At 47.0% G+C, this 17,414-nt stretch carries 19 protein-coding genes; 10 read left to right on the forward strand and 9 right to left on the reverse strand.

The window, feature by feature from the left end; all coding sequences use genetic code 11:
• Positions 1–51: 51 nt before the first annotated feature.
• The gene (locus IC230_RS08290; protein WP_191038499.1) at positions 52–753 is read right to left on the reverse strand and encodes an NUDIX hydrolase; all 702 of its coding nucleotides are present in this window, start codon (positions 751–753) and stop codon (positions 52–54) included.
• 241 nt (positions 754–994) lie between these two features.
• On the opposite strand from IC230_RS08290, the gene IC230_RS08295 reads away from it, so the two are divergent.
• From IC230_RS08295 to IC230_RS08310, 4 genes are all read left to right on the forward strand, one after another.
• The gene (locus tag IC230_RS08295; protein WP_191038500.1) at positions 995–2,248 is read left to right on the forward strand and encodes a putative DNA modification/repair radical SAM protein; all 1,254 of its coding nucleotides are present in this window, start codon (positions 995–997) and stop codon (positions 2,246–2,248) included.
• Complete coding sequence (locus IC230_RS08300) at positions 2,248–3,015, forward strand: TIGR03915 family putative DNA repair protein (RefSeq protein ID WP_191038501.1); 768 nt, start codon at positions 2,248–2,250, stop codon at positions 3,013–3,015. The genes IC230_RS08295 and IC230_RS08300 overlap by 1 nt, the downstream gene beginning before the upstream one ends.
• Positions 3,016–3,319: 304 nt before the next feature.
• Positions 3,320–3,907 (forward strand): hypothetical protein, encoded by a 588-nt coding sequence (locus tag IC230_RS08305; RefSeq protein ID WP_191038502.1) that lies wholly within the window; start codon positions 3,320–3,322, stop codon positions 3,905–3,907.
• Positions 3,908–3,917: 10 nt separating this feature from the next.
• The gene (locus tag IC230_RS08310) at positions 3,918–4,979 is read left to right on the forward strand and encodes a patatin-like phospholipase family protein (protein WP_191038503.1); all 1,062 of its coding nucleotides are present in this window, start codon (positions 3,918–3,920) and stop codon (positions 4,977–4,979) included.
• 28 nt (positions 4,980–5,007) lie between these two features.
• On the opposite strand, the gene trpS is transcribed toward IC230_RS08310, so the two are convergent.
• From trpS to IC230_RS08340, 6 genes are all read right to left on the reverse strand, one after another.
• Positions 5,008–5,985, reverse strand: a complete 978-nt coding sequence (gene trpS / locus IC230_RS08315) for a tryptophan--tRNA ligase (RefSeq protein ID WP_191038504.1) — start codon at positions 5,983–5,985, stop codon at positions 5,008–5,010.
• A 94-nt stretch (positions 5,986–6,079) separates the two neighbouring features.
• Positions 6,080–8,347, reverse strand: a complete 2,268-nt coding sequence (locus IC230_RS08320) for an NADP-dependent malic enzyme (RefSeq protein ID WP_191038505.1) — start codon at positions 8,345–8,347, stop codon at positions 6,080–6,082.
• Between the two features lie 73 nt (positions 8,348–8,420).
• The gene (locus IC230_RS08325; protein ID WP_191038506.1) at positions 8,421–9,344 is read right to left on the reverse strand and encodes a hypothetical protein; all 924 of its coding nucleotides are present in this window, start codon (positions 9,342–9,344) and stop codon (positions 8,421–8,423) included.
• Between the two features lie 233 nt (positions 9,345–9,577).
• Positions 9,578–9,988, reverse strand: coding sequence for a putative toxin-antitoxin system toxin component, PIN family (locus IC230_RS08330; protein WP_191038507.1), 411 nt, complete (start codon positions 9,986–9,988; stop codon positions 9,578–9,580).
• Complete coding sequence (locus IC230_RS08335; protein WP_191038508.1) at positions 9,985–10,233, reverse strand: hypothetical protein; 249 nt, start codon at positions 10,231–10,233, stop codon at positions 9,985–9,987. Before IC230_RS08335 ends, IC230_RS08330 begins: the two co-directional genes overlap by 4 nt.
• Positions 10,234–10,310: 77 nt before the next feature.
• Positions 10,311–10,730, reverse strand: a complete 420-nt coding sequence (locus IC230_RS08340; protein ID WP_191038509.1) for a hotdog fold thioesterase — start codon at positions 10,728–10,730, stop codon at positions 10,311–10,313.
• 196 nt (positions 10,731–10,926) lie between these two features.
• On the opposite strand from IC230_RS08340, the gene IC230_RS08345 reads away from it, so the two are divergent.
• The 6 genes from IC230_RS08345 (at position 10,927) to IC230_RS08370 (ending at position 16,446) form a co-directional block, all read left to right on the forward strand.
• Positions 10,927–11,562 carry a histidine phosphatase family protein gene (locus IC230_RS08345; RefSeq protein ID WP_191038510.1) on the forward strand — a complete coding sequence of 212 codons (636 nt, stop codon included), beginning with the start codon at positions 10,927–10,929 and terminating at the stop codon, positions 11,560–11,562.
• Between the two features lie 156 nt (positions 11,563–11,718).
• The gene (locus tag IC230_RS08350) at positions 11,719–12,801 is read left to right on the forward strand and encodes a sensor histidine kinase (RefSeq protein WP_191038633.1); all 1,083 of its coding nucleotides are present in this window, start codon (positions 11,719–11,721) and stop codon (positions 12,799–12,801) included.
• Between the two features lie 62 nt (positions 12,802–12,863).
• The gene (locus IC230_RS08355) at positions 12,864–13,601 is read left to right on the forward strand and encodes a LytR/AlgR family response regulator transcription factor (RefSeq protein WP_191038511.1); all 738 of its coding nucleotides are present in this window, start codon (positions 12,864–12,866) and stop codon (positions 13,599–13,601) included.
• Positions 13,602–13,700: 99 nt separating this feature from the next.
• Positions 13,701–14,498 (forward strand): DUF3298 and DUF4163 domain-containing protein, encoded by a 798-nt coding sequence (locus IC230_RS08360; protein WP_191038512.1) that lies wholly within the window; start codon positions 13,701–13,703, stop codon positions 14,496–14,498.
• 125 nt (positions 14,499–14,623) lie between these two features.
• Entirely contained in the window at positions 14,624–16,162 is a 1,539-nt protein-coding gene (locus tag IC230_RS08365; RefSeq protein WP_191038513.1) for a glycosyltransferase family protein, read from the forward strand.
• Positions 16,159–16,446 carry a hypothetical protein gene (locus IC230_RS08370; protein ID WP_191038514.1) on the forward strand — a complete coding sequence of 96 codons (288 nt, stop codon included), beginning with the start codon at positions 16,159–16,161 and terminating at the stop codon, positions 16,444–16,446. Before IC230_RS08365 ends, IC230_RS08370 begins: the two co-directional genes overlap by 4 nt.
• A 20-nt stretch (positions 16,447–16,466) precedes the next feature.
• Here the strand turns inward: IC230_RS08370 and IC230_RS33930 are convergent, their stop codons facing one another.
• Positions 16,467–17,045 (reverse strand): glycosyltransferase family 2 protein, encoded by a 579-nt coding sequence (locus IC230_RS33930; protein WP_317171778.1) that lies wholly within the window; start codon positions 17,043–17,045, stop codon positions 16,467–16,469.
• A gap of 6 nt (positions 17,046–17,051) precedes the next feature.
• Positions 17,052–17,414 carry a glycosyltransferase family protein gene (locus IC230_RS33935; RefSeq protein ID WP_223860428.1) on the reverse strand — a complete coding sequence of 121 codons (363 nt, stop codon included), beginning with the start codon at positions 17,412–17,414 and terminating at the stop codon, positions 17,052–17,054.

Raw genomic sequence — 17,414 nt, forward strand, 5'->3', positions numbered from 1 at the left:
GTTATGCGGTCGGTGAAGCCAAAGCCCACGGAAATGGTTGTTCACGGATCGTCAGGACAGGGTCAGTTCCGGGAAAAAGCTGACGTAGTCTGTCAGGTACTTCTGGTATTTCTCCGTGTTGAGCCGGTATAACTTTCCCTTTTTGGTCACCGAGTTGGTATCCTTTTCACCCGTGTCAATCAACAGATCGGTCGATAAGATCTTTCGGCTGAAGTTCCGACGGTCGAGGAGTTTAGTGTAAATCGCTTCGTATACTTTCTGCAGTTGTGGAATTGTAAACTTTTCCGGCATCAACTCAAAACCGATAGCATGCAGAGCTGCCTTATACCGCAGCTGACGTAGCGCCTGCTCAACCATCGCATCATGGTCGAATATCAGATCCGGTTTTTCGCTTAGACTGATCCAGTAAGCATTGTGCGCTCGAATAGCGTTCAGGTCCTGCTGCTGGCTGTTGACCAGCGCGTAATAGACAACAGAAATTGTCCGTTCGACGGGGTCACGCTTTACCGCACCAAACGTTTGAAGTTGTTCAAGGTAATTGTTGTCCAGACCCGTCAGGTTATACAGAATTCGGTGGGCAGCAGCTTCCAGATCTTCGTCTGCGTTCAGAAAACCGCCCATCAATGACCACTTACCAAGCTCCGGTTCGAAGTTGCGCTTGATGAGTAATAATTTTATTTCTTCCCCATCAAAACCGAATATAATACAGTCCAGAGCGACCAGAATGCGGTTGGAGTGGATGTAATGAACCATGATATGTCGGTGGTAAAATATAGGTTAAGCGAATAGTGTGTATTGAACACAATTATATGAAAACGATCTATAAATTCTCTAAAAAGTGCTAAATAAATTTTCTTACTATATTTTAAGAAAAATATATACTATTTTGGTTGTATAATATACGCAGATAAAGCCTACGTTTGCAAGCTGAATTTGGAACAAGGAAAACAGCTTCTAAACAAGCCGTGGTATACTAAAAAACAAACTGAGTGACGTGGAAGAAAGAATACAGGAAAAGCTGAAAATTCTGGCAGATGCCGCTAAGTACGACGTATCCTGTACATCAAGCGGAAGCAACCGGAAAAATGACGGAAAAGGCATTGGTGACACCGGTTCCGGGATTTGTCATACCTATACGGAAGATGGTCGTTGTGTATCGCTGCTGAAGATACTGCTCACCAATTACTGCATCTACGATTGTGCCTTCTGCGTCTCACGATCCAGTAATGACATCAAACGGGCTGCGTTCACGGTTGAGGAAGTGGTGTCGCTGACCATGAACTTTTACCGACGAAACTACATCGAAGGGTTGTTTCTCAGTTCCGGAATTTTCAGAGACGCCGACTACACGATGGAGCGTATGTTACGTATCGTGAAGAAGCTGCGGCTGGAAGAAAATTTCCACGGGTATATCCATTTGAAAACCATACCGGGCGCTAGTGAGGACATGGTAACCGAAGCCGGTTTGTATGCCGACCGGATGAGTATCAACCTGGAAATGCCAACCGAAGTCGGGCTCAAACTACTGGCTCCCGACAAGTCGCATACGGAAGTGAAGCGGGAACTGGGCGTGATTCGGGCGAAAACTGTTCAATTTGACGACGAGCGAAAGTTGATCAAAAGCACTCCCCGATTTGTTCCCGCCGGGCAAAGCACACAGATGGTTATTGGTGCAACCGCCGAAACCGACCGGGATATTATGCAAACGGCGGACCAATATTATAAAGCCTTCTCGCTGAAACGGGTGTATTACAGCGGGTATATTCCAATCAGTACCGACAACCGAATGCCCATTATCGGCACCCCGCCACCACTGATCCGGGAAAACCGGTTGTACCAAACAGACTGGTTGATACGTCTGTACGGCTTTGATGTACAGGAAATTCTGAATGAAACGCATCAACATCTCGACCTTGACGTCGACCCCAAACTAAGCTGGGCGCTACGTAATTTTCATCTGTTTCCGATTGATATTAACACAGCGGAGTACCGACTGATTTTACGCGTGCCGGGTATTGGAATCCGGTCCGCTCAGAAAATAGTGGCCGCCCGGCGATTCGGCAAACTACGGATCGACCAGGTAAAAAAGATAGGTATTTCGTACAACAAGGCGCAGTATTTCATTCGCTGCGTCGATACCCCGTTTCAGCTGAATGAACGGGATGAGCAGACAGTTAAGCAGCTTATTCTGCGCACCAGTCAAAGCAAGTATCTCAAGAATCAATTTCAGCAGTTGAGTTTATTCTAATGATTGTTTACGTATACGATGGTGGTTTTCAGGGGCTGTTGACCGCTATTTTCGAGGCCTTTGCGCGGAAACAGGACGTAGTGAAATTGACGGGAGAAAGTCGATTTGAACCTGGTTTTTTCGACACGTCGGTACGTGTCCGTACTGAGTCGGCAAAGGCTGAGCGCGTGTGGCTGGGGTTGCAGAAGAAAATAGGCGTCGAGGGACAACAACGGTTTTACAAAGCATTTCTATCCGAACAGGCAGAGGTTCTTCAACACCTGTTCAAGTACGCGCAATACGTATTCCGTAACCCGGATGGCTATGCTGAAAACTATGGGAACGACGATGTACTGGCTATGGCGCAGGCCGCTCAGAAAGTGCATCGGGAAAAGCATCGGATGGAGGCCTTTGTGCGCTTCAAAAAACATCAGAATGGTCTGTTTATGGCAACCATTTATCCCGATTTCAACGTACTACCCTTAATCTGCCAGCATTTTAAAGACCGATACGCCGACCAACCCTGGGTCATTTACGACGAGCGACGGGATTACGGAATCTATTACAACGGCAGCACTATTTGCGAAGTCGTCTTAGCGAGTAAGCCAAGGGCTTTAACTGAACAGGACGTCATGGAAACGGGATTGGATAGCCATGAGTTGTTGTACACTACGTTGTGGAAAGATTATTTTCAAAGCACAAACATAACGGAGCGCAAAAACAAAAAACTGCATCTGCAACACGTACCCAAACGGTACTGGCGCTATCTCACGGAGAAAATGGCGTGATAGAGTCTATAGACTTTTAGTCTCTCACAGGAGCGCTACGTCCAGTGATTATGGACAGAATCCGCCAGCGTCTACCTCATGGCCTGTTTGTCAAACGGTTCGTAACAGGGTTGGTATTCTGTACAATATAAAAAAAGTTTTGGGGTGATTAATGATTTGGTAACCAGAGGATTAATCTAGGATTTTTACGTATAAAGTAGCGTATTTCTCCTGTTGTAGGCAGCATTGAATAAGCAGATATTTGATTCCAGAATGAGTGTGGTTATGCCATTGACTGAAGGAACACTTATAGACTTTTCGATTTATGCTACCTCCAGCACGTTTATACGGTGTATTGATTCTGATACTCTGTAATTCAGCTATAATGAAGGCCCAGCCATTGATGCCAAGTTCTTCAGCGCTGGATTTTGCTGAGTTTAATAAACGGCCTGTATTGCCGATCGAAGCCGGATTGGGTTTCTCGTCGCGGCAGTCGAAAGCACTTTTTTCGGTTCAGGCAAGTCCACAATTTACCCTTATCAATCATCAGCTTCGTTTAGGCGCTACGGTCGGTGGTGCTTATACAACAACCTATCCTGATCAACTGTCTGAGCATTGGATTGGGTACGCGGGGCCTAAGCTATCCTATAAACTCAAGCAGCTCGAACTAAAATTAGCCGGGTTGCCGCAGGGAATCGCTTTTGGAAATCTCAACGTATTTCTCGAACACCTCTGGGGCGGTAATAATGTAAAGCTTTTTGGCGGTGGTATTGCTGTTGAACTGGCGAAAAAGGCAAGCGTGTCCATAAAATGCCATCGTGATTACGAACATCAGTCGACATGGGGGCAATTGGGTCTGAGCTATAATTTTATTCCGCAAAAAAAGCCGCCAACTTTTCCGAATAACCCTTAATCGAACTCGTATGAAAAAGGCTTTAGTAATCAGTGGAGGAGGGTGCAAAGGTGCTTATGCTGTAGGCGTACTTAATTTTCTGAAAAGCAGGCCCAATTTTTTTGCTGACGGTCGCTTTTCGTTCGACATTTACTTCGGTACCAGCACGGGTGCGTTGATCGTGCCACTGGCATCCATAGGTGACATGGACCAGCTCCTGAAATTCTACCTACCAACCAGCGCACCGAATCTGGTGGTTATGCAGGACGTCATGGGATTGTTCGGCACCGGGCATTTGTTCAACAGTTTCAATCTGGATTCGTTGGTTGATGCTGTTTTTAACAACACTCGTTTTAATCAGATTATTGGGTCAGGCAAACAGATTGGTGTTGCTGCCGTTTGTCTGCAAACCGGCGAATTACGGATGTTCAACACGCAACCATTAGCCGCCAATCCTCCTCATTACACGACCCAACGAATTATCAATCGGAATGATTTTGTCGACGCTGTACTCGCATCGGCTCACCAGCCTTTCTTTTTTAATCCGGTAAAAATACGGTCAGCTCCCGCTGATCCACCGCGTCACTACGTAGACGGTGGCGTTCGAGAGTACGCGGCTATTCAGGTTGCTCTGGATGCAGGAGCCGAAGAAATACTGGCCATTCTTCTCTCGCCAGAAACACCGGACTCCGCGAATGAGTTGAAATCGACGGATTTGATAAGCGTATTACAACGTACGATCGACATATTTTCGGATGATGTAAACCTAAATGACGTACGCGTGCCAGATATAGTCAGCAGAGGAACGGACTATTTTTTAGCCGTACGTGAAGCGATGGTTGAGGCTGGCCTGCCTGATTCACAGATCAATCGTATCCTTAATCCACCCAACCACGCAAACCCGTTTCAAGGACTTGCAGCGAGTCGGATTCATATTATACGACCGAAACTACCGTTGGGGGGCGGCCCCGGTGGGTTACGTTTCGACCCTGTCGAAATGAAAAGCATGTTCGATCGTGGCGAAGCGGACGCCAGAAGCTATTTTTCTACCCTAGATGCCAACCAGGGCGTACCTCCTGTTGTGCTTACTTAGCACGATTTTTAGTAACGTAATAGCTCTATTAATTAAAACCTAGTTTCTCCCGCACCCGCGCAATCGTTCGGCCAGCAATGATCCGCGCTTTTGCTTCACCAGCCTGTAGCTCGGCTTCGAGGGCATTAGGGTTGGTCATGTAATACGTATATCGCTCTCGTTCGGTAGCAAACTGCGCCAGAAGAAGTTCGTAGAATGCTTTTTTTGCCGTACCGTACCCGTAATTTCCTCCTTCGTATAACCGGCGCATTTCCTGTACCTGCTCATTCGACGCCAGCAATGAATACAACTGGAACGTAATATCCGTGTCTGGATTCTTAGGTTCTTCGAGTGGTGTTGAGTCCGATTTGATTTTCTTAATTACTTTCCATAGCTCGTTTTCGGGTAGGAAAATATCAATGTAATTGTTGTAGGACTTGCTCATTTTTGCCCCGTCGATGCCGGGAATGGTCATCAGTCGGTCATCGATGCGGGCTTCGGGCAATACAAAAACGTCTTCCTCATACTGCCGATTAAACGCGCTGGCAATGTCGCGCGTCATTTCGATATGTTGCCGCTGATCTTTCCCGACGGGAATAATTTCAGCGTCATACAGCAAAATATCAGCTGCCTGCAACACTGGATACACAAACAAACCCGTATTGACCGGGCCACTGGACCGTTCCGACTTTTCCTTAAACGACGTAGCGTTATTGAGCATCGGTATGGGCGTGAAGCAACTCAGATGCCAGGCCAGTTCGGTATGCTCGGCCACGCGCGATTGCCGCCAGAATGTGTTTTTCTGGGTGTCTAATCCAAAGGCCAGCCACGTAGCGGCTACCGCCCGCGTGAACTCCCGGCGCGTCGGACCGTCCTTGATAGTGGTTAAGGAATGAAGATCCGCAATGAATAAAAACGACTCGTTATCAGCTTGTTTTGATAATTCAATAGCGGGCTTGATGGCGCCTAGAATATTGCCTAAATGCGGCCGGCCGCTGGATTGAATACCGGTTAAGATTCGTGACATATTATTAGGGGAGTAAGGGGAAGAGAGGGGGGAAAGGGACTAGGGATATACCCTTTCCTCCCTCTCTTCCCCTTATCCCTTTTCTCCTTTTTTGTTATTTTCCTTGCGCTTCGACTACTGCGATGGCGACCATATTAACAATCTCGCGTTCGGATGAGCCTAGTTGCAATACGTAGACGGGTTTACGGATGCCCAGCAGAATAGGCCCGATAGCATCGAAACCAGCCGCTTCACGCATGAGGTTGTACGCAATGTTGGCTGCCGATAAATTGGGGAAAATGAGCGTATTAGCACCCTCCCCAACTAACTTGCTAAAGGGGTGATTCTCCTGAAGTAACTCCGTGTCGAAAGCCAAATGCGCCTGAATTTCGCCATCGACGATCATGTCGGGATGCTTTTGTTGAAGAATCTCGACCGCGCGGTTCATTTTTCCGGCATCTTCACCCTGGGCACTTCCAAAGTTTGAGTACGTAACTAAGGCGATACGTGGTTTGACATTGAATCGCTCAATGGTTTGTGCCGTCAATTCGGTTATCTCGACGATTTCTTCGGCCGTCGGATTGAAATTAACCGTTGTGTCGGAGAAAAAGAGCGGTCCTCGTTTGGTCAATAGAATATACATCCCGGCCACTTTCTTCACGCCCGGCTCTTTGCCAATAATCTGCAAAGCAGGGCGAATCGTGTCAGGATAGCTGCGGGTCAGGCCAGAAATCAGCGCATCAGCTTCGCCCGTTTCGACCATCATAGCTCCGAAGTAGTTGCGAATATTCATCGTTTTTCGCGCTTCGGCTGGGTTAACACCTTTCCGCTTTCGTTTCTCGAAATACAAATCACCGAAGCGTTGAACCAGTTCGTCCTGCTCGGGTGAACGTGGATCAAGAATCGGAATGTGCCCCAGGTCAAGACTATTATCCTGGATGAGCTGCTGAATTTTTGCCTTTTCGCCTAATAGAATTGGATAGGCAATGCCTTCATCACGAACCTGTTGCGCGGCTTTCAGTACTTTCAAATTTTCAGCATCCGCAAAGACAACCCGCTTCGGATTTGCTTTCGCTTTCGACAAAATAACCCGCGAAATCTGGTTATCCTGCCCCAGTCGTCGGGCTAGTTGCTGTTCGTAGGCATCCCAGTCGGTTATTGGCTGTCGTGCGACGCCCGATTCTATGGCGGCCCTGGCGACTGCTGGCGCCACGGTTACAAGCAAGCGGGGATCAACCGGTTTAGGCAGAATGTACGAACGTCCGAATATCATGTTCGATTCACCGTATGCCAGATTGACCAGATCGGGGACGGGCTTCTTCGCCAGTTCGGCTAGCGCATACGTAGCGGCCAGCTTCATCGCTTCGTTGATCTCGGTAGCGCGTACATCTAACGCGCCCCGAAAAATGTAGGGAAAACCCAGTACGTTATTGACTTGGTTCGGATAGTCTGAACGCCCCGTTGCCATAATGATGTCAGTCCGGGCGGCCATGGCATCGTCGTAACTGATCTCAGGATTTGGATTGGCCATCGCAAAGACAATTGCATCCTTCGCCATCGACCGGATAAGATCCTGACTAACGATATTTCCTTTTGATAAACCGACAAATACATCGGCCCCGGCAAAGGCATCAGCCAGCGACTTTATTGGTCGTGACGTAGCAAATGGGCGCATCATGTCATTCAGATCCGTTCGATCCGATGTTAAGGGTCCGTTGACATCGAACATCACCATGTTTTCGTGCCTGGCACCAAGTGCTACGTACTGACGAGCGCACGAAATGGCAGCTGCTCCGGCGCCCAGAATCACAAACTGAGCTGTTTCAATGGATTTATGTACCAGTTCGAGTGCGTTGAGAAGGGCCGCTCCGCTTACGATGGCCGTGCCATGCTGGTCGTCGTGCATGATCGGAATGTTCATCTCACGCTTAAGCCGTTCTTCTATCTCGAAACATTCAGGCGCTTTGATGTCTTCGAGGTTCACCCCGCCAAACGTTGGCTCGAGAATCTTGACCGTTCTGACGAATTCGTCAATATTCTTGGTATTCAATTCAATATCAAATACGTCGATATCGGAATAGATCTTGAACAGCAGGCCTTTTCCTTCCATAACGGGCTTGCTGGCTAACGCGCCAATGTCGCCCAGACCCAGCACCGCCGTACCGTTGCTGATAACGGCTACGAGATTACCTTTCGTCGTATACTTAAAGGCATCGTCGGGGTTGGCTTCAATAGCCAGACAGGGTTCCGCTACGCCGGGTGAATAGGCTAGAGAAAGGTCGCGCTGTGTATTGTATTCCTTGGAAGGAATGACTTCGAGCTTGCCCGGACGCCCTTTGGCGTGGTAATCAAGAGCATCTTCGCGCCGTATTTTCTGAATCATACTGATGTTGTTGATGATGTTTTATCTCAACGATTGGGTGGCAAAGGTACAGAAAAAGTAGGCGGGGTGGGGGTTATTCGGCTCGAAGAATCTGGTGCCTGTCAATATAAGCCCAACCCGTCCAGCAGAATAAAAGCAGGAAACCAAGCAGAATGGTACGTAGAGTAGGGTTTGTGCGGGTCGACTCCTGAACGGGCATAGTAGCTTGAAGCTGAACCGAATCCGCCTGATTGACGCCAAAAACCAGAATCTGTTTGTAATCGCTGTACTTATCCCCAAAGGTAAGCGGTTCAGTCTTTGCTACTTTTTTTCGGTAATCACTTTCCCGAATGAGCAACGTAATGGGATAGTTGGGCGCGATGGTAGATTTTAACCCGTCCAGACGTGTGTTAAAATTGCGACGGGATATATAAAACGAAAGGGCCGGATAGGTACGTAGTGAAATAACTACGCCTTTGAGAAAACCTTTGGGCCGGTCTTCGCTGACCCGATCGACAATAGCTGTGAACGTAGTAAGGCGAGCCGGGTTTGATGTAACTGGATTATGGGCGATATACCCAAAAGCGATGTTTACTGAAATCAGAAGGGCTAATCCGCCGATAAGCCACCGAAATCGATTACGTTCGGCCAGGCTAAGCACTTTTCGATACGGAATCGGCTGACCGTAGTGCGTAAATTGCTCTTTTAAATAGTTATACTCCTTGAATTCATTCGATCGAATAAAGAACCAGTTACCTTTCAGATAGACAGTTAATTCGTTGAACGATTCTGCTCTGGAGAAATTATCACGTTCGTTATACGCCAGAATATCCGAGTATAAATAATGTCTTTCGTTGTGGCCAGTCTTCTTAATGATAAAGTCATTCGTATTTAACTCAATTCGTGAAGTTATCCGGCCAAATTCGGCAAGCAGTCCTATCCAGAGAAAACTGGCTATCGAACACCACGTCAGTAATAAATTGAGATCGGGATAAGGCTGCCTGTAAACGGCTATCATAAACGGAATGAATACCGTTGACAAAAAAGCAAGCAATATGCCTAACCAACGTACATACCTATATTTCCGGCTGACTCTGAAGACTCCTTCGCGTTGACTAACCATAAGACCACCTGTTCGTTTTCTTGAAAAAAGACAAGCCTCTGGTTTCTACCCACTGAACACGGCAATCGTCAGCCGACTCACGCACACCAGCTTTTCCTGTTCGTCAGTGACAAATAGCATCCTTCACATTAACTGTTTAAAATCCGGTGAAACTCGTCCAAGCTAACTACGTTGATCTTAGGAAAATCAATCTCCCTGAGCACATCGAAATGTTTATCTTCGGTTATCAAATAGTCTGCCCCCGCGGCAAATGCGCAGTCAGAAAACTTATTATCGTCGGGATCGACTGTGAGCAGCCACCAAAAGAATGATACGTTAATTTGCTCCACAAAAGGCGAGTTTATTATTGCCTCCAATACGTTGTCAGCAACAGAGCGTCTGCGGAAACCCCACTCAATAATTTCGTCGTACTCTTCTAAAATATCTGTTGTAACACACAGCGTAAATTGTCCAGAGAAAATAGCTTGATATAGCCAGTGGGAGGTTGATTTCGGTGATATGGAACTGAGTAGCTGATTGGTGTCAATAACTACTCTCATGACTGCGTATGACCTTTCTGACGTACTTTATAAGCCGTTCGTAAATGGGTTTGTCGCCACTCGGTCATTTTCTCTTCTGTTAAACCCTCTTCTTCCCACACGTCATCAGCAAGATTTGCCGCTTTCTGGGCAAAATAGTTGGATAGCATAGTTTTAATTTCCTTCAGATCTTCGTCAGGAACGTTACGGGAAAACACCTTCAGTAATTCTAACTGAAGGTTAGAAAGTGGAGGACTGGCTTGCATAAAACTATTGATCGATGAGTAGGCAAATTTAATCAATCTGAACGGATTCATTCAGGCTTTTCGCATGAACGTAACGCTCATTGTACACCAATAACAGCAATCGTCAGCCGACTCACGCACACCAGTTTTTCCTGTTCGTCAGTGATGCGAATGTCCCATACGTGCGTCGTGCGACCAACGTGAATGGGCGTGCAGCGGCCATATACCCAGCCACTACGTACTGAGCGAATATGATTGGCATTAATTTCCAGACCCACCGCTCGTTGCGTATCGGGGTTATCCAGCAGCATCCAGGACGCTACGCTGCCTAGTGTTTCGGCCAGCACAACCGAGGCACCTCCGTGCAGAATCCCAAATGGCTGATGCGTGCGTTTATCAACGGGCATTCGCGCAATCAGGTAGCCTTCGCCCGCTTCGATAAACTCAATGCCGAGGTGTTTGCTAATGGAGTCAAGATGAATAAAGGGAAGAGTGGTCAGGTCGAAGCCAGCTTTCATCGGTTATCGGGGATAATACGTTAAAAAATCTATCCTGTTCCAGCTTACCGGTTTTATGATCAATCGGGTAAACCAGACTGCCGAAAGGTAAAACAACAGACATGGAATCTGTAACCCAGAACAGGTAGATAAAGCGTTTTTGTGTAATTTTGCGCTTCAATTTTCAAAAAAAACGTCAATAGACAACGTACTACGCTTGACACAAAAAACAATTTATCTGATTCGTCACGGCGAAACCGACTTCAACCGGCGGGGAGTGGTGCAGGGCAGTGGCGTTGATTCAGACCTCAACGAAATGGGCAGGGCGCAGGCCATGGCGTTTTTTCAGGCTTATCAGCATGTTCCCTTCAGGAAAATCTACATCTCAGGATTGAAGCGGACATACCAAACGGTTGAGTCGTTTATTGAACTGGGGCTGCCTTACGAAAAACTGACTGGCCTCAACGAGATTAGCTGGGGTGTTATGGAAGGAAAGGCGCCAGGCAATCTGGAAAATGAATACTACCGCGATCTGATTGAAGCCTGGGCGTCGGGTAATACGGCCCGCACAACCGACGGGGGTGAAAGTCCTGAGCAGGTTGCCGCTCGCCAGAAGGAAGCCATTGATGTTATCCTTTCTCATCCTGAAGAAGACATCATACTAATCGCAATGCATGGGCGTGCCATCCGTATTCTGCTCTGTTGGCTGATCGGTCAGCCGCTCTCGACTATGGATCAGTTTGAGCATAGCAATCTCTGTCTGTATAAACTTCAGTACGACTACGATTCGAAAACATTTACGATTGAATTAGCCAACGACACCGCTCATTTGTTATCATTGGCGATAGCGTAATAAAGGCAGGAGGGAGGAAAGAAATAGAAGCGATTCTCTTCGGTTTCTTTCCTCCCTTCCTCCTTTTTTTCCACTGGTGTAGTATCCAGAACTTTTGGCAAAGAATCCTGTATATTCGCTTATGGACTGGTAACTAGTAGGGAGTGTGCGATGGAAATGTCAAAGCAGAAAATATATTGGTTTTGTCAGCTATTCGGCTGGTCGCTCCTGATTTTGGTGGAGTACCTGGCTTATGTGCTGGAATCCGGCTTTGATCCTGATGCCCTTTACTTAGCCATTGCCAATATTTTCCTCGGTATTACGCTGACGCATCTTTATCGGCTCATGATCCGGCGCTGGAACTGGGTGCGGTTGCCTTTTTTTCAATTAGCGCCCCGGGTCTTACTGTCCGTTTTTGTGTTGGCCCTGATCATGACGATGGTAAATATCCCTATCGACCGGCGGCTATTTCCGCAATATTTCATCGAAGAACCCTGGCCTACGATCGGATATCTGCTTACCTGGGGAAAAAATATGCTTGCCTGGGTGCTCAGTTATACTGCCTACCACTACGTTGAGGAAAATCGAAATGCTGAGATTGAGCGAATTTTGCTGAAAACAAGCATCCGCGAGACCGAAGCGAAAGTGTTGCGGTCGCAATTGAATCCTCACTTTGTTTTCAACGCGCTCAATAGTATTCGGGCGTTAGTTTTCGAAAACCCCACGAAGGCGCAGCAGGGCATTACCCAACTCTCCAACTTGTTGAGAAACTCCCTATTGGCTGATCGGCGCAAAACCGTCGAACTGCGTGAAGAAATAAAAACGGTAGAAGATTATTTAGCCCTTGAAAAAGTCCGCTATGAAGACCGGCTGACCTCATACATTGACATAGACGGCCGGACTCTTTTTTGGCAGGTGCCTCCGATGATGCTACAAACTCTGGTCGAAAACGCAATCAAACATGGCGTTTCTACCGCCGTTAAAGGCGGCTTTGTGGAAGTTCGGTCGAGTATTGTAGCGGATAAATTGCACATTCTGATCCGTAATACAGGCGTTTTGGGCGATAAGAAAGCATCAGGTGGATTTGGACTGGCGAACACCGCCCAGCGACTCGAACTACTGTATGGTCCGGAAGCCCAATTTCATATTTTTCAGGAAGATGGCACGCAGAACGACGGGCCGGTCGTCTGTGCCGATATTACCATTCCCGCCCAGTCGGAGGGGATATTCCGACGCGAAAAAGTTAAGAGTGTAGAGTGAAGAATTAACTTTCTGTTCTCTGTTTTACTCTTAACTCTTCATTATTCATTCTACACTTTTATATGAAAACCCTGATCATTGACGACGAACGGTTAGCACGTAACGAACTACGTCGGTTGCTTGAAAATTTCCCCAAAATTCAGATTATAGGCGAAGCGGCTAATGCCGACGAAGCCTTACCAATGATTGAAGAGCTGGAACCTGATCTGTTGTTTTTAGATATCCAGATGCCCGGTAAAAACGGGTTTGAGTTGCTGCAATCCATCGAAGGTAAAACCCCGGAAGTCATTTTTACGACCGCTTTCGATGAGTATGCTATCAAAGCCTTCGAGTTTAACGCACTCGACTACCTGCTTAAACCCGTTGAATTAGCCCGGCTATCGGAAGCCATTCATCGGGTAGAGGAGGAGCAGCATATTCCAGAAACATCGGGCACGGGCTCGCCGGGTATTTCCACGAAAATTCTGGGCGAAAATGATCAGGTATTTGTGAAAGATGGTGAGAAATGCTGGTTCGTTAAATTAGGGAAAGTACGGTTGTTTGAATCGATGGGCAACTACGTTCGGCTTTATTTCGATGATCAGAAGCCATTGGTTCTCAAATCACTAAATGCCCTTGAGGACCGACTCAACCCAGGTACGTTTTTCCGAGCCAATCGTAAACACATTATCAACCTGCAATGGATTGAAAAAATAGAACCCTGGTTCAGTGGTGGACTGCTGGTGACGCTACGTGGGGGGGACAAAATTGAAATTAGTCGTCGTCAGGCCATACGATTCAAAGATTTATTAAGTTTGTAATACCAGGGGTGGTTGATTCGATCAATCACGCCGACTACGCAATCACAACCTGTATAAAGCAACTCATTCCGGGTATCAAACGGAAGATGCTTCCTCTTCATGAAGTATTATTTTGGATTTTTTTTCCTTATCTCAACGTGTTTTTTCTTTGCTTGTCAGTCCACTCGCTCAGAGCCACCTATTTTAGATCGCCAGCAATACACCTTCACTGGGGCTAATCGATGTGATACAACCCGTAACACAGGTGTCAATGTAGAAGTCTCGTATTTTTTGCTGAAAGCCGATACCAAAGGAGCGCAGAAAATTAATGATAGTCTACAAACTCTGGCAGCTGGCAGTGTTGTCAGCTGGCTCGATAGTGCAACGGTTGCCATAAATCCTGATACACACAAGGATTTGACCAAAGCCGCCAATCTGTTTGCCGCCGATTATGAATCCGTGCGAAAAGACATGGGCCATTTAGGAGGATGCTGGGAACTGAAAACCACAGCCGATACCGTTCATGCCGGACCGAAAACCCTGACCGTGAAATTTGATACGTATGCGTATACAGGTGGAGCCCATCCAAATTCTAATCTGTCGTTTTACACATTCGATCTGGACAGCGGACGAATGCTAACGCTAGCTGACATGGTTACGGACACAACAAGCTTGCTGGGCGTGGTTGAAAAGGCGTTTCGTAAGCAGCAGGAACTGTCACCGCATACTAATCTCGAAGAGCAAGGCTATTTTTTGCGGGACGGTCATTTCTTTCTCCCGGCGAATGTTGGTTTGAGTATGGAAGGGCTAGTGTTTTATTACAATCCCTATGAAATTGCGGCTTATGCGGTCGGTCCTATTCAGGTGACGGTACCTTATGCTCAACTTACTGGAATTCTTCGCAGCGACTGGCTATAATGCTCAATTGGTGTAGTTCAGAAGCGAAACGGATTGAGGTTACTGGCTCAATACGCCGGTATTTACGTAAGTTTGCCCTTTTCAACGAGCCTATTCCAATCCACTGATGGCCGTTTATTCACTGTATGAGAGCAAAATGGATTGTTCCGGTTGCCCTGAGCAGCCTGTTTCTACTCTTATTTTTCTGGTTTAAAGTCATTCGCTTTCAGGGGCTATATTACACGTTTAACGACATGTATATCTTCCTGCAGGCTTCCTACAGTTGGATAAACGACCGGCCATTGCTCTACGAAAATATCGGGGGCTATGACGACCGAATTCATAACAACTACGCCATGCTACTGTGGGGACCGCTTATCTACCTGAGTGGAGCCTATGGAGCCTTTGTTGTCCAGACAGCCCTCTCACTGCTGAGCTATGGACTCACGTTGCGCCATATCAGTCGACAAATGCAACCTTGGGCTATATGGATGATTCTGCTGGTTTTGCTTACTGGCCCTGTCTGGTTCTGGCTAAACGATCACCCCGGTATCGGATGGCATCCGGAGTTAACATATCTTCCGCTCTCACTGCTGTTTATACTGGCTTTGCTAACGTATCAAACGATTTGGTTCTGGATAACAGCCGGATTAATCGTACTCGTTAAAGAAGATGGAGCTTTACTGGCAGGAGCCATTCACCTGGCCTTTTTGAGTATCCAGTATCTGGTTGCGAACCGGCAACGTAGCATTTTTGGCGTTTTAGCTCAGCCAAGATTTTGGAAAGTGCTGGGTAGCTGGGCAGCTGTATTTATCTTGGGGATGGCGTTTCTATCTTATAAAAATCACTCCGCTGAGCCAGAACCACGGTTACAACAGGCGCTAAGTGCGATCCGTGATGGTTTACAGGATAGGGCCTTTATCCGTAAAAACCTTATTCTCCTATTTCAGACCTTTCTGTTACTGTTACCTTCTATCGGTATGTTACTGTATGGTCTGTATCGGGTTGGCTGGCGGCAGGCGGGTAGTGTGCTGTTAATCTATATGGTAGCACAGTTGGCCCTGCTGCTTTCCAATTGGGTGCAGGGTGCAACCTACTACGGTACTAATGCGCTTTTCGACATGGTGTCGTTAACCTGGCCACCCCGGTTTGTACTGGTATATACCTTCTCGATAACGTACATCCTGACCATCTGGTCGCTGTTTGCCGTGGGCGAAAAGCCGGTGACAATCTGGAAACCTATACTACTTGGAGGATTACTGCTCGTCATTCAATTACCTATTGTTCAGTACGCCCGGCCCGATTTTCGGCTGGTCTCTATTCTGAAAGACGTAGTGCGACACCGATTCGATCCGTTTAAAGAGCCGTTGTTACCTGCAACAGACGTAGCAGTGATTGAGAAACTATCTACCACTATTCCGGCGCATTCCAACGTGTTTGTCTTCGATTTTCTGATTCCGTTTTTTCATAAACATTACAACATCTGGCCGACCGATAAACAGTGGGAAAACGCAGATCTGGCCATTATTCCGAATAACGATTTTCAGAAGCTAGGTGAGCGCCTACCCCGAGTAATGAAGCGCCCGTATCGACCTATCCGACTCACTACGTATACGATCTTTGTTACCCCAGCTTATGAGCCTTACGTGACGGCTGCTCTACCAAATAAACCCGAATCAAAATGACCTTGGATCAGTTTACAGCAACGCTTACACAGCCACAACCTCCTGCTAATCTGCACCCGATTCTGCAAGGACTCTGGTACGATGCCAAAGGCGATTGGGAACAGGCTCACAACATTGCTCAAAGCAAAGAAGGCACGCAAGTGTATGATCGCCTTCATGCTTATTTGCACCGTAAAGAAGGTGACCGTTTTAATGCCAATTATTGGTACCGCCGGGCGGGTGCAACGTATTTCAACGGGTCGTTGGAAGACGAATGGCAGACATTGGTCGAACAGAATTTGTAAGCTCTGAAGTGGATTTTGCGTCAAACAAATTTGATTTTGTTCAGAGCGAATACAGTCATTTTGAGGAGTAGCCAACCATGCTTAAACCGGGAAATATTGGTTTCTCCGTAAGTTCGTGCCCGGTAACGTATTGGAATTTCCACGAATTTTAAATTTAGCTTGGCTGAACCAAAAATCAGGTCAAAGTCGCCAAACGGATCGAAATCTCCGAAGTAAGTACGATTGGCAATCAGCCGTTGATAATTTTCTCTGGTCAGTACTTTTGTTCCGCAGAGTGTATCCTTGATACGTTGGTTAAGGAGCCACGAAAATGCAACAGAAAAGAATTTATTGCCGATCAGATTGAGTGGCCGCATGGCTTCTTTTTCCATCGGATATACTAATCGAGTGCCGTTGATGTATTCGCCTTTTCCGGAAGCAATGGCCTCAAAAAACTTAGGAAGATCTTCGGGCGGAACGGTCATGTCGGCATCCAAAATCATGAGAATATCACCGGTTGCCATGCCGAACCCTTTCCGAACGGCATCACCTTTGCCTTTCCCTTCCTGCTGTGTACACTTTATATCCTGACTGCTGTAGCGCTGAACAACCCGCTGAATTTCAGTTCATGTATCATCCGTTGAGTTGCCTTCTACGAAAATGAGTTCTGTATGACGACCCATATGGGGCATACGGCGAACAATTTCCTCGATATTCCCTTTTTCGTTACGCGCCGGTACGATTACACTAACCGTATAATCTGAAACAGGTTTTAGCTTATGTAAGCTCCGGGCAACGATGAACGTAAAGAGGCCTAAGCGATTTAATAAGGGTAAGTTGACTATGTAGCGGTTCATCAACCCGGCTATAAGGGGAACGTAGCGCGGCATAAGCACTTTACGACCCGTTCGCACAACATCAAGGAAAGCCACGTCTAACAGATTCGTGATATCTTGCTTATCGAGCCAGTTCTGCCGTTTCTCTGGCAT

Source organism: Spirosoma validum (genome assembly GCF_014699035.1).
GTDB lineage: Bacteria > Bacteroidota > Bacteroidia > Cytophagales > Spirosomataceae > Spirosoma > Spirosoma validum.

Excerpts from the sequence above, each read along its gene's own strand:
- IC230_RS08290 (WP_191038499.1), bottom strand. The coding sequence starts at position 753 with ATGGTTCATTACATCCACTCCAACCGCATTCTGGTCGCTCTGGACTGT.
- IC230_RS08300 (WP_191038501.1), top strand. The coding sequence starts at position 2,248 with ATGATTGTTTACGTATACGATGGTGGTTTTCAGGGGCTGTTGACCGCT.
- IC230_RS08305 (WP_191038502.1), top strand. The coding sequence starts at position 3,320 with ATGCTACCTCCAGCACGTTTATACGGTGTATTGATTCTGATACTCTGT.
- IC230_RS08310 (WP_191038503.1), top strand. The coding sequence starts at position 3,918 with ATGAAAAAGGCTTTAGTAATCAGTGGAGGAGGGTGCAAAGGTGCTTAT.
- trpS (WP_191038504.1), bottom strand. The coding sequence starts at position 5,985 with ATGTCACGAATCTTAACCGGTATTCAATCCAGCGGCCGGCCGCATTTA.
- IC230_RS08320 (WP_191038505.1), bottom strand. The coding sequence starts at position 8,347 with ATGATTCAGAAAATACGGCGCGAAGATGCTCTTGATTACCACGCCAAA.
- IC230_RS08325 (WP_191038506.1), bottom strand. The coding sequence starts at position 9,344 with ATGATAGCCGTTTACAGGCAGCCTTATCCCGATCTCAATTTATTACTG.
- IC230_RS08330 (WP_191038507.1), bottom strand. The coding sequence starts at position 9,988 with ATGAGAGTAGTTATTGACACCAATCAGCTACTCAGTTCCATATCACCG.
- IC230_RS08335 (WP_191038508.1), bottom strand. The coding sequence starts at position 10,233 with ATGCAAGCCAGTCCTCCACTTTCTAACCTTCAGTTAGAATTACTGAAG.
- IC230_RS08340 (WP_191038509.1), bottom strand. The coding sequence starts at position 10,730 with ATGAAAGCTGGCTTCGACCTGACCACTCTTCCCTTTATTCATCTTGAC.
- IC230_RS08350 (WP_191038633.1), top strand. The coding sequence starts at position 11,719 with ATGTCAAAGCAGAAAATATATTGGTTTTGTCAGCTATTCGGCTGGTCG.
- IC230_RS08355 (WP_191038511.1), top strand. The coding sequence starts at position 12,864 with ATGAAAACCCTGATCATTGACGACGAACGGTTAGCACGTAACGAACTA.
- IC230_RS08360 (WP_191038512.1), top strand. The coding sequence starts at position 13,701 with ATGAAGTATTATTTTGGATTTTTTTTCCTTATCTCAACGTGTTTTTTC.
- IC230_RS08365 (WP_191038513.1), top strand. The coding sequence starts at position 14,624 with ATGAGAGCAAAATGGATTGTTCCGGTTGCCCTGAGCAGCCTGTTTCTA.
- IC230_RS08370 (WP_191038514.1), top strand. The coding sequence starts at position 16,159 with ATGACCTTGGATCAGTTTACAGCAACGCTTACACAGCCACAACCTCCT.
- IC230_RS33935 (WP_223860428.1), bottom strand. The coding sequence starts at position 17,414 with ATGCCAGAGAAACGGCAGAACTGGCTCGATAAGCAAGATATCACGAAT.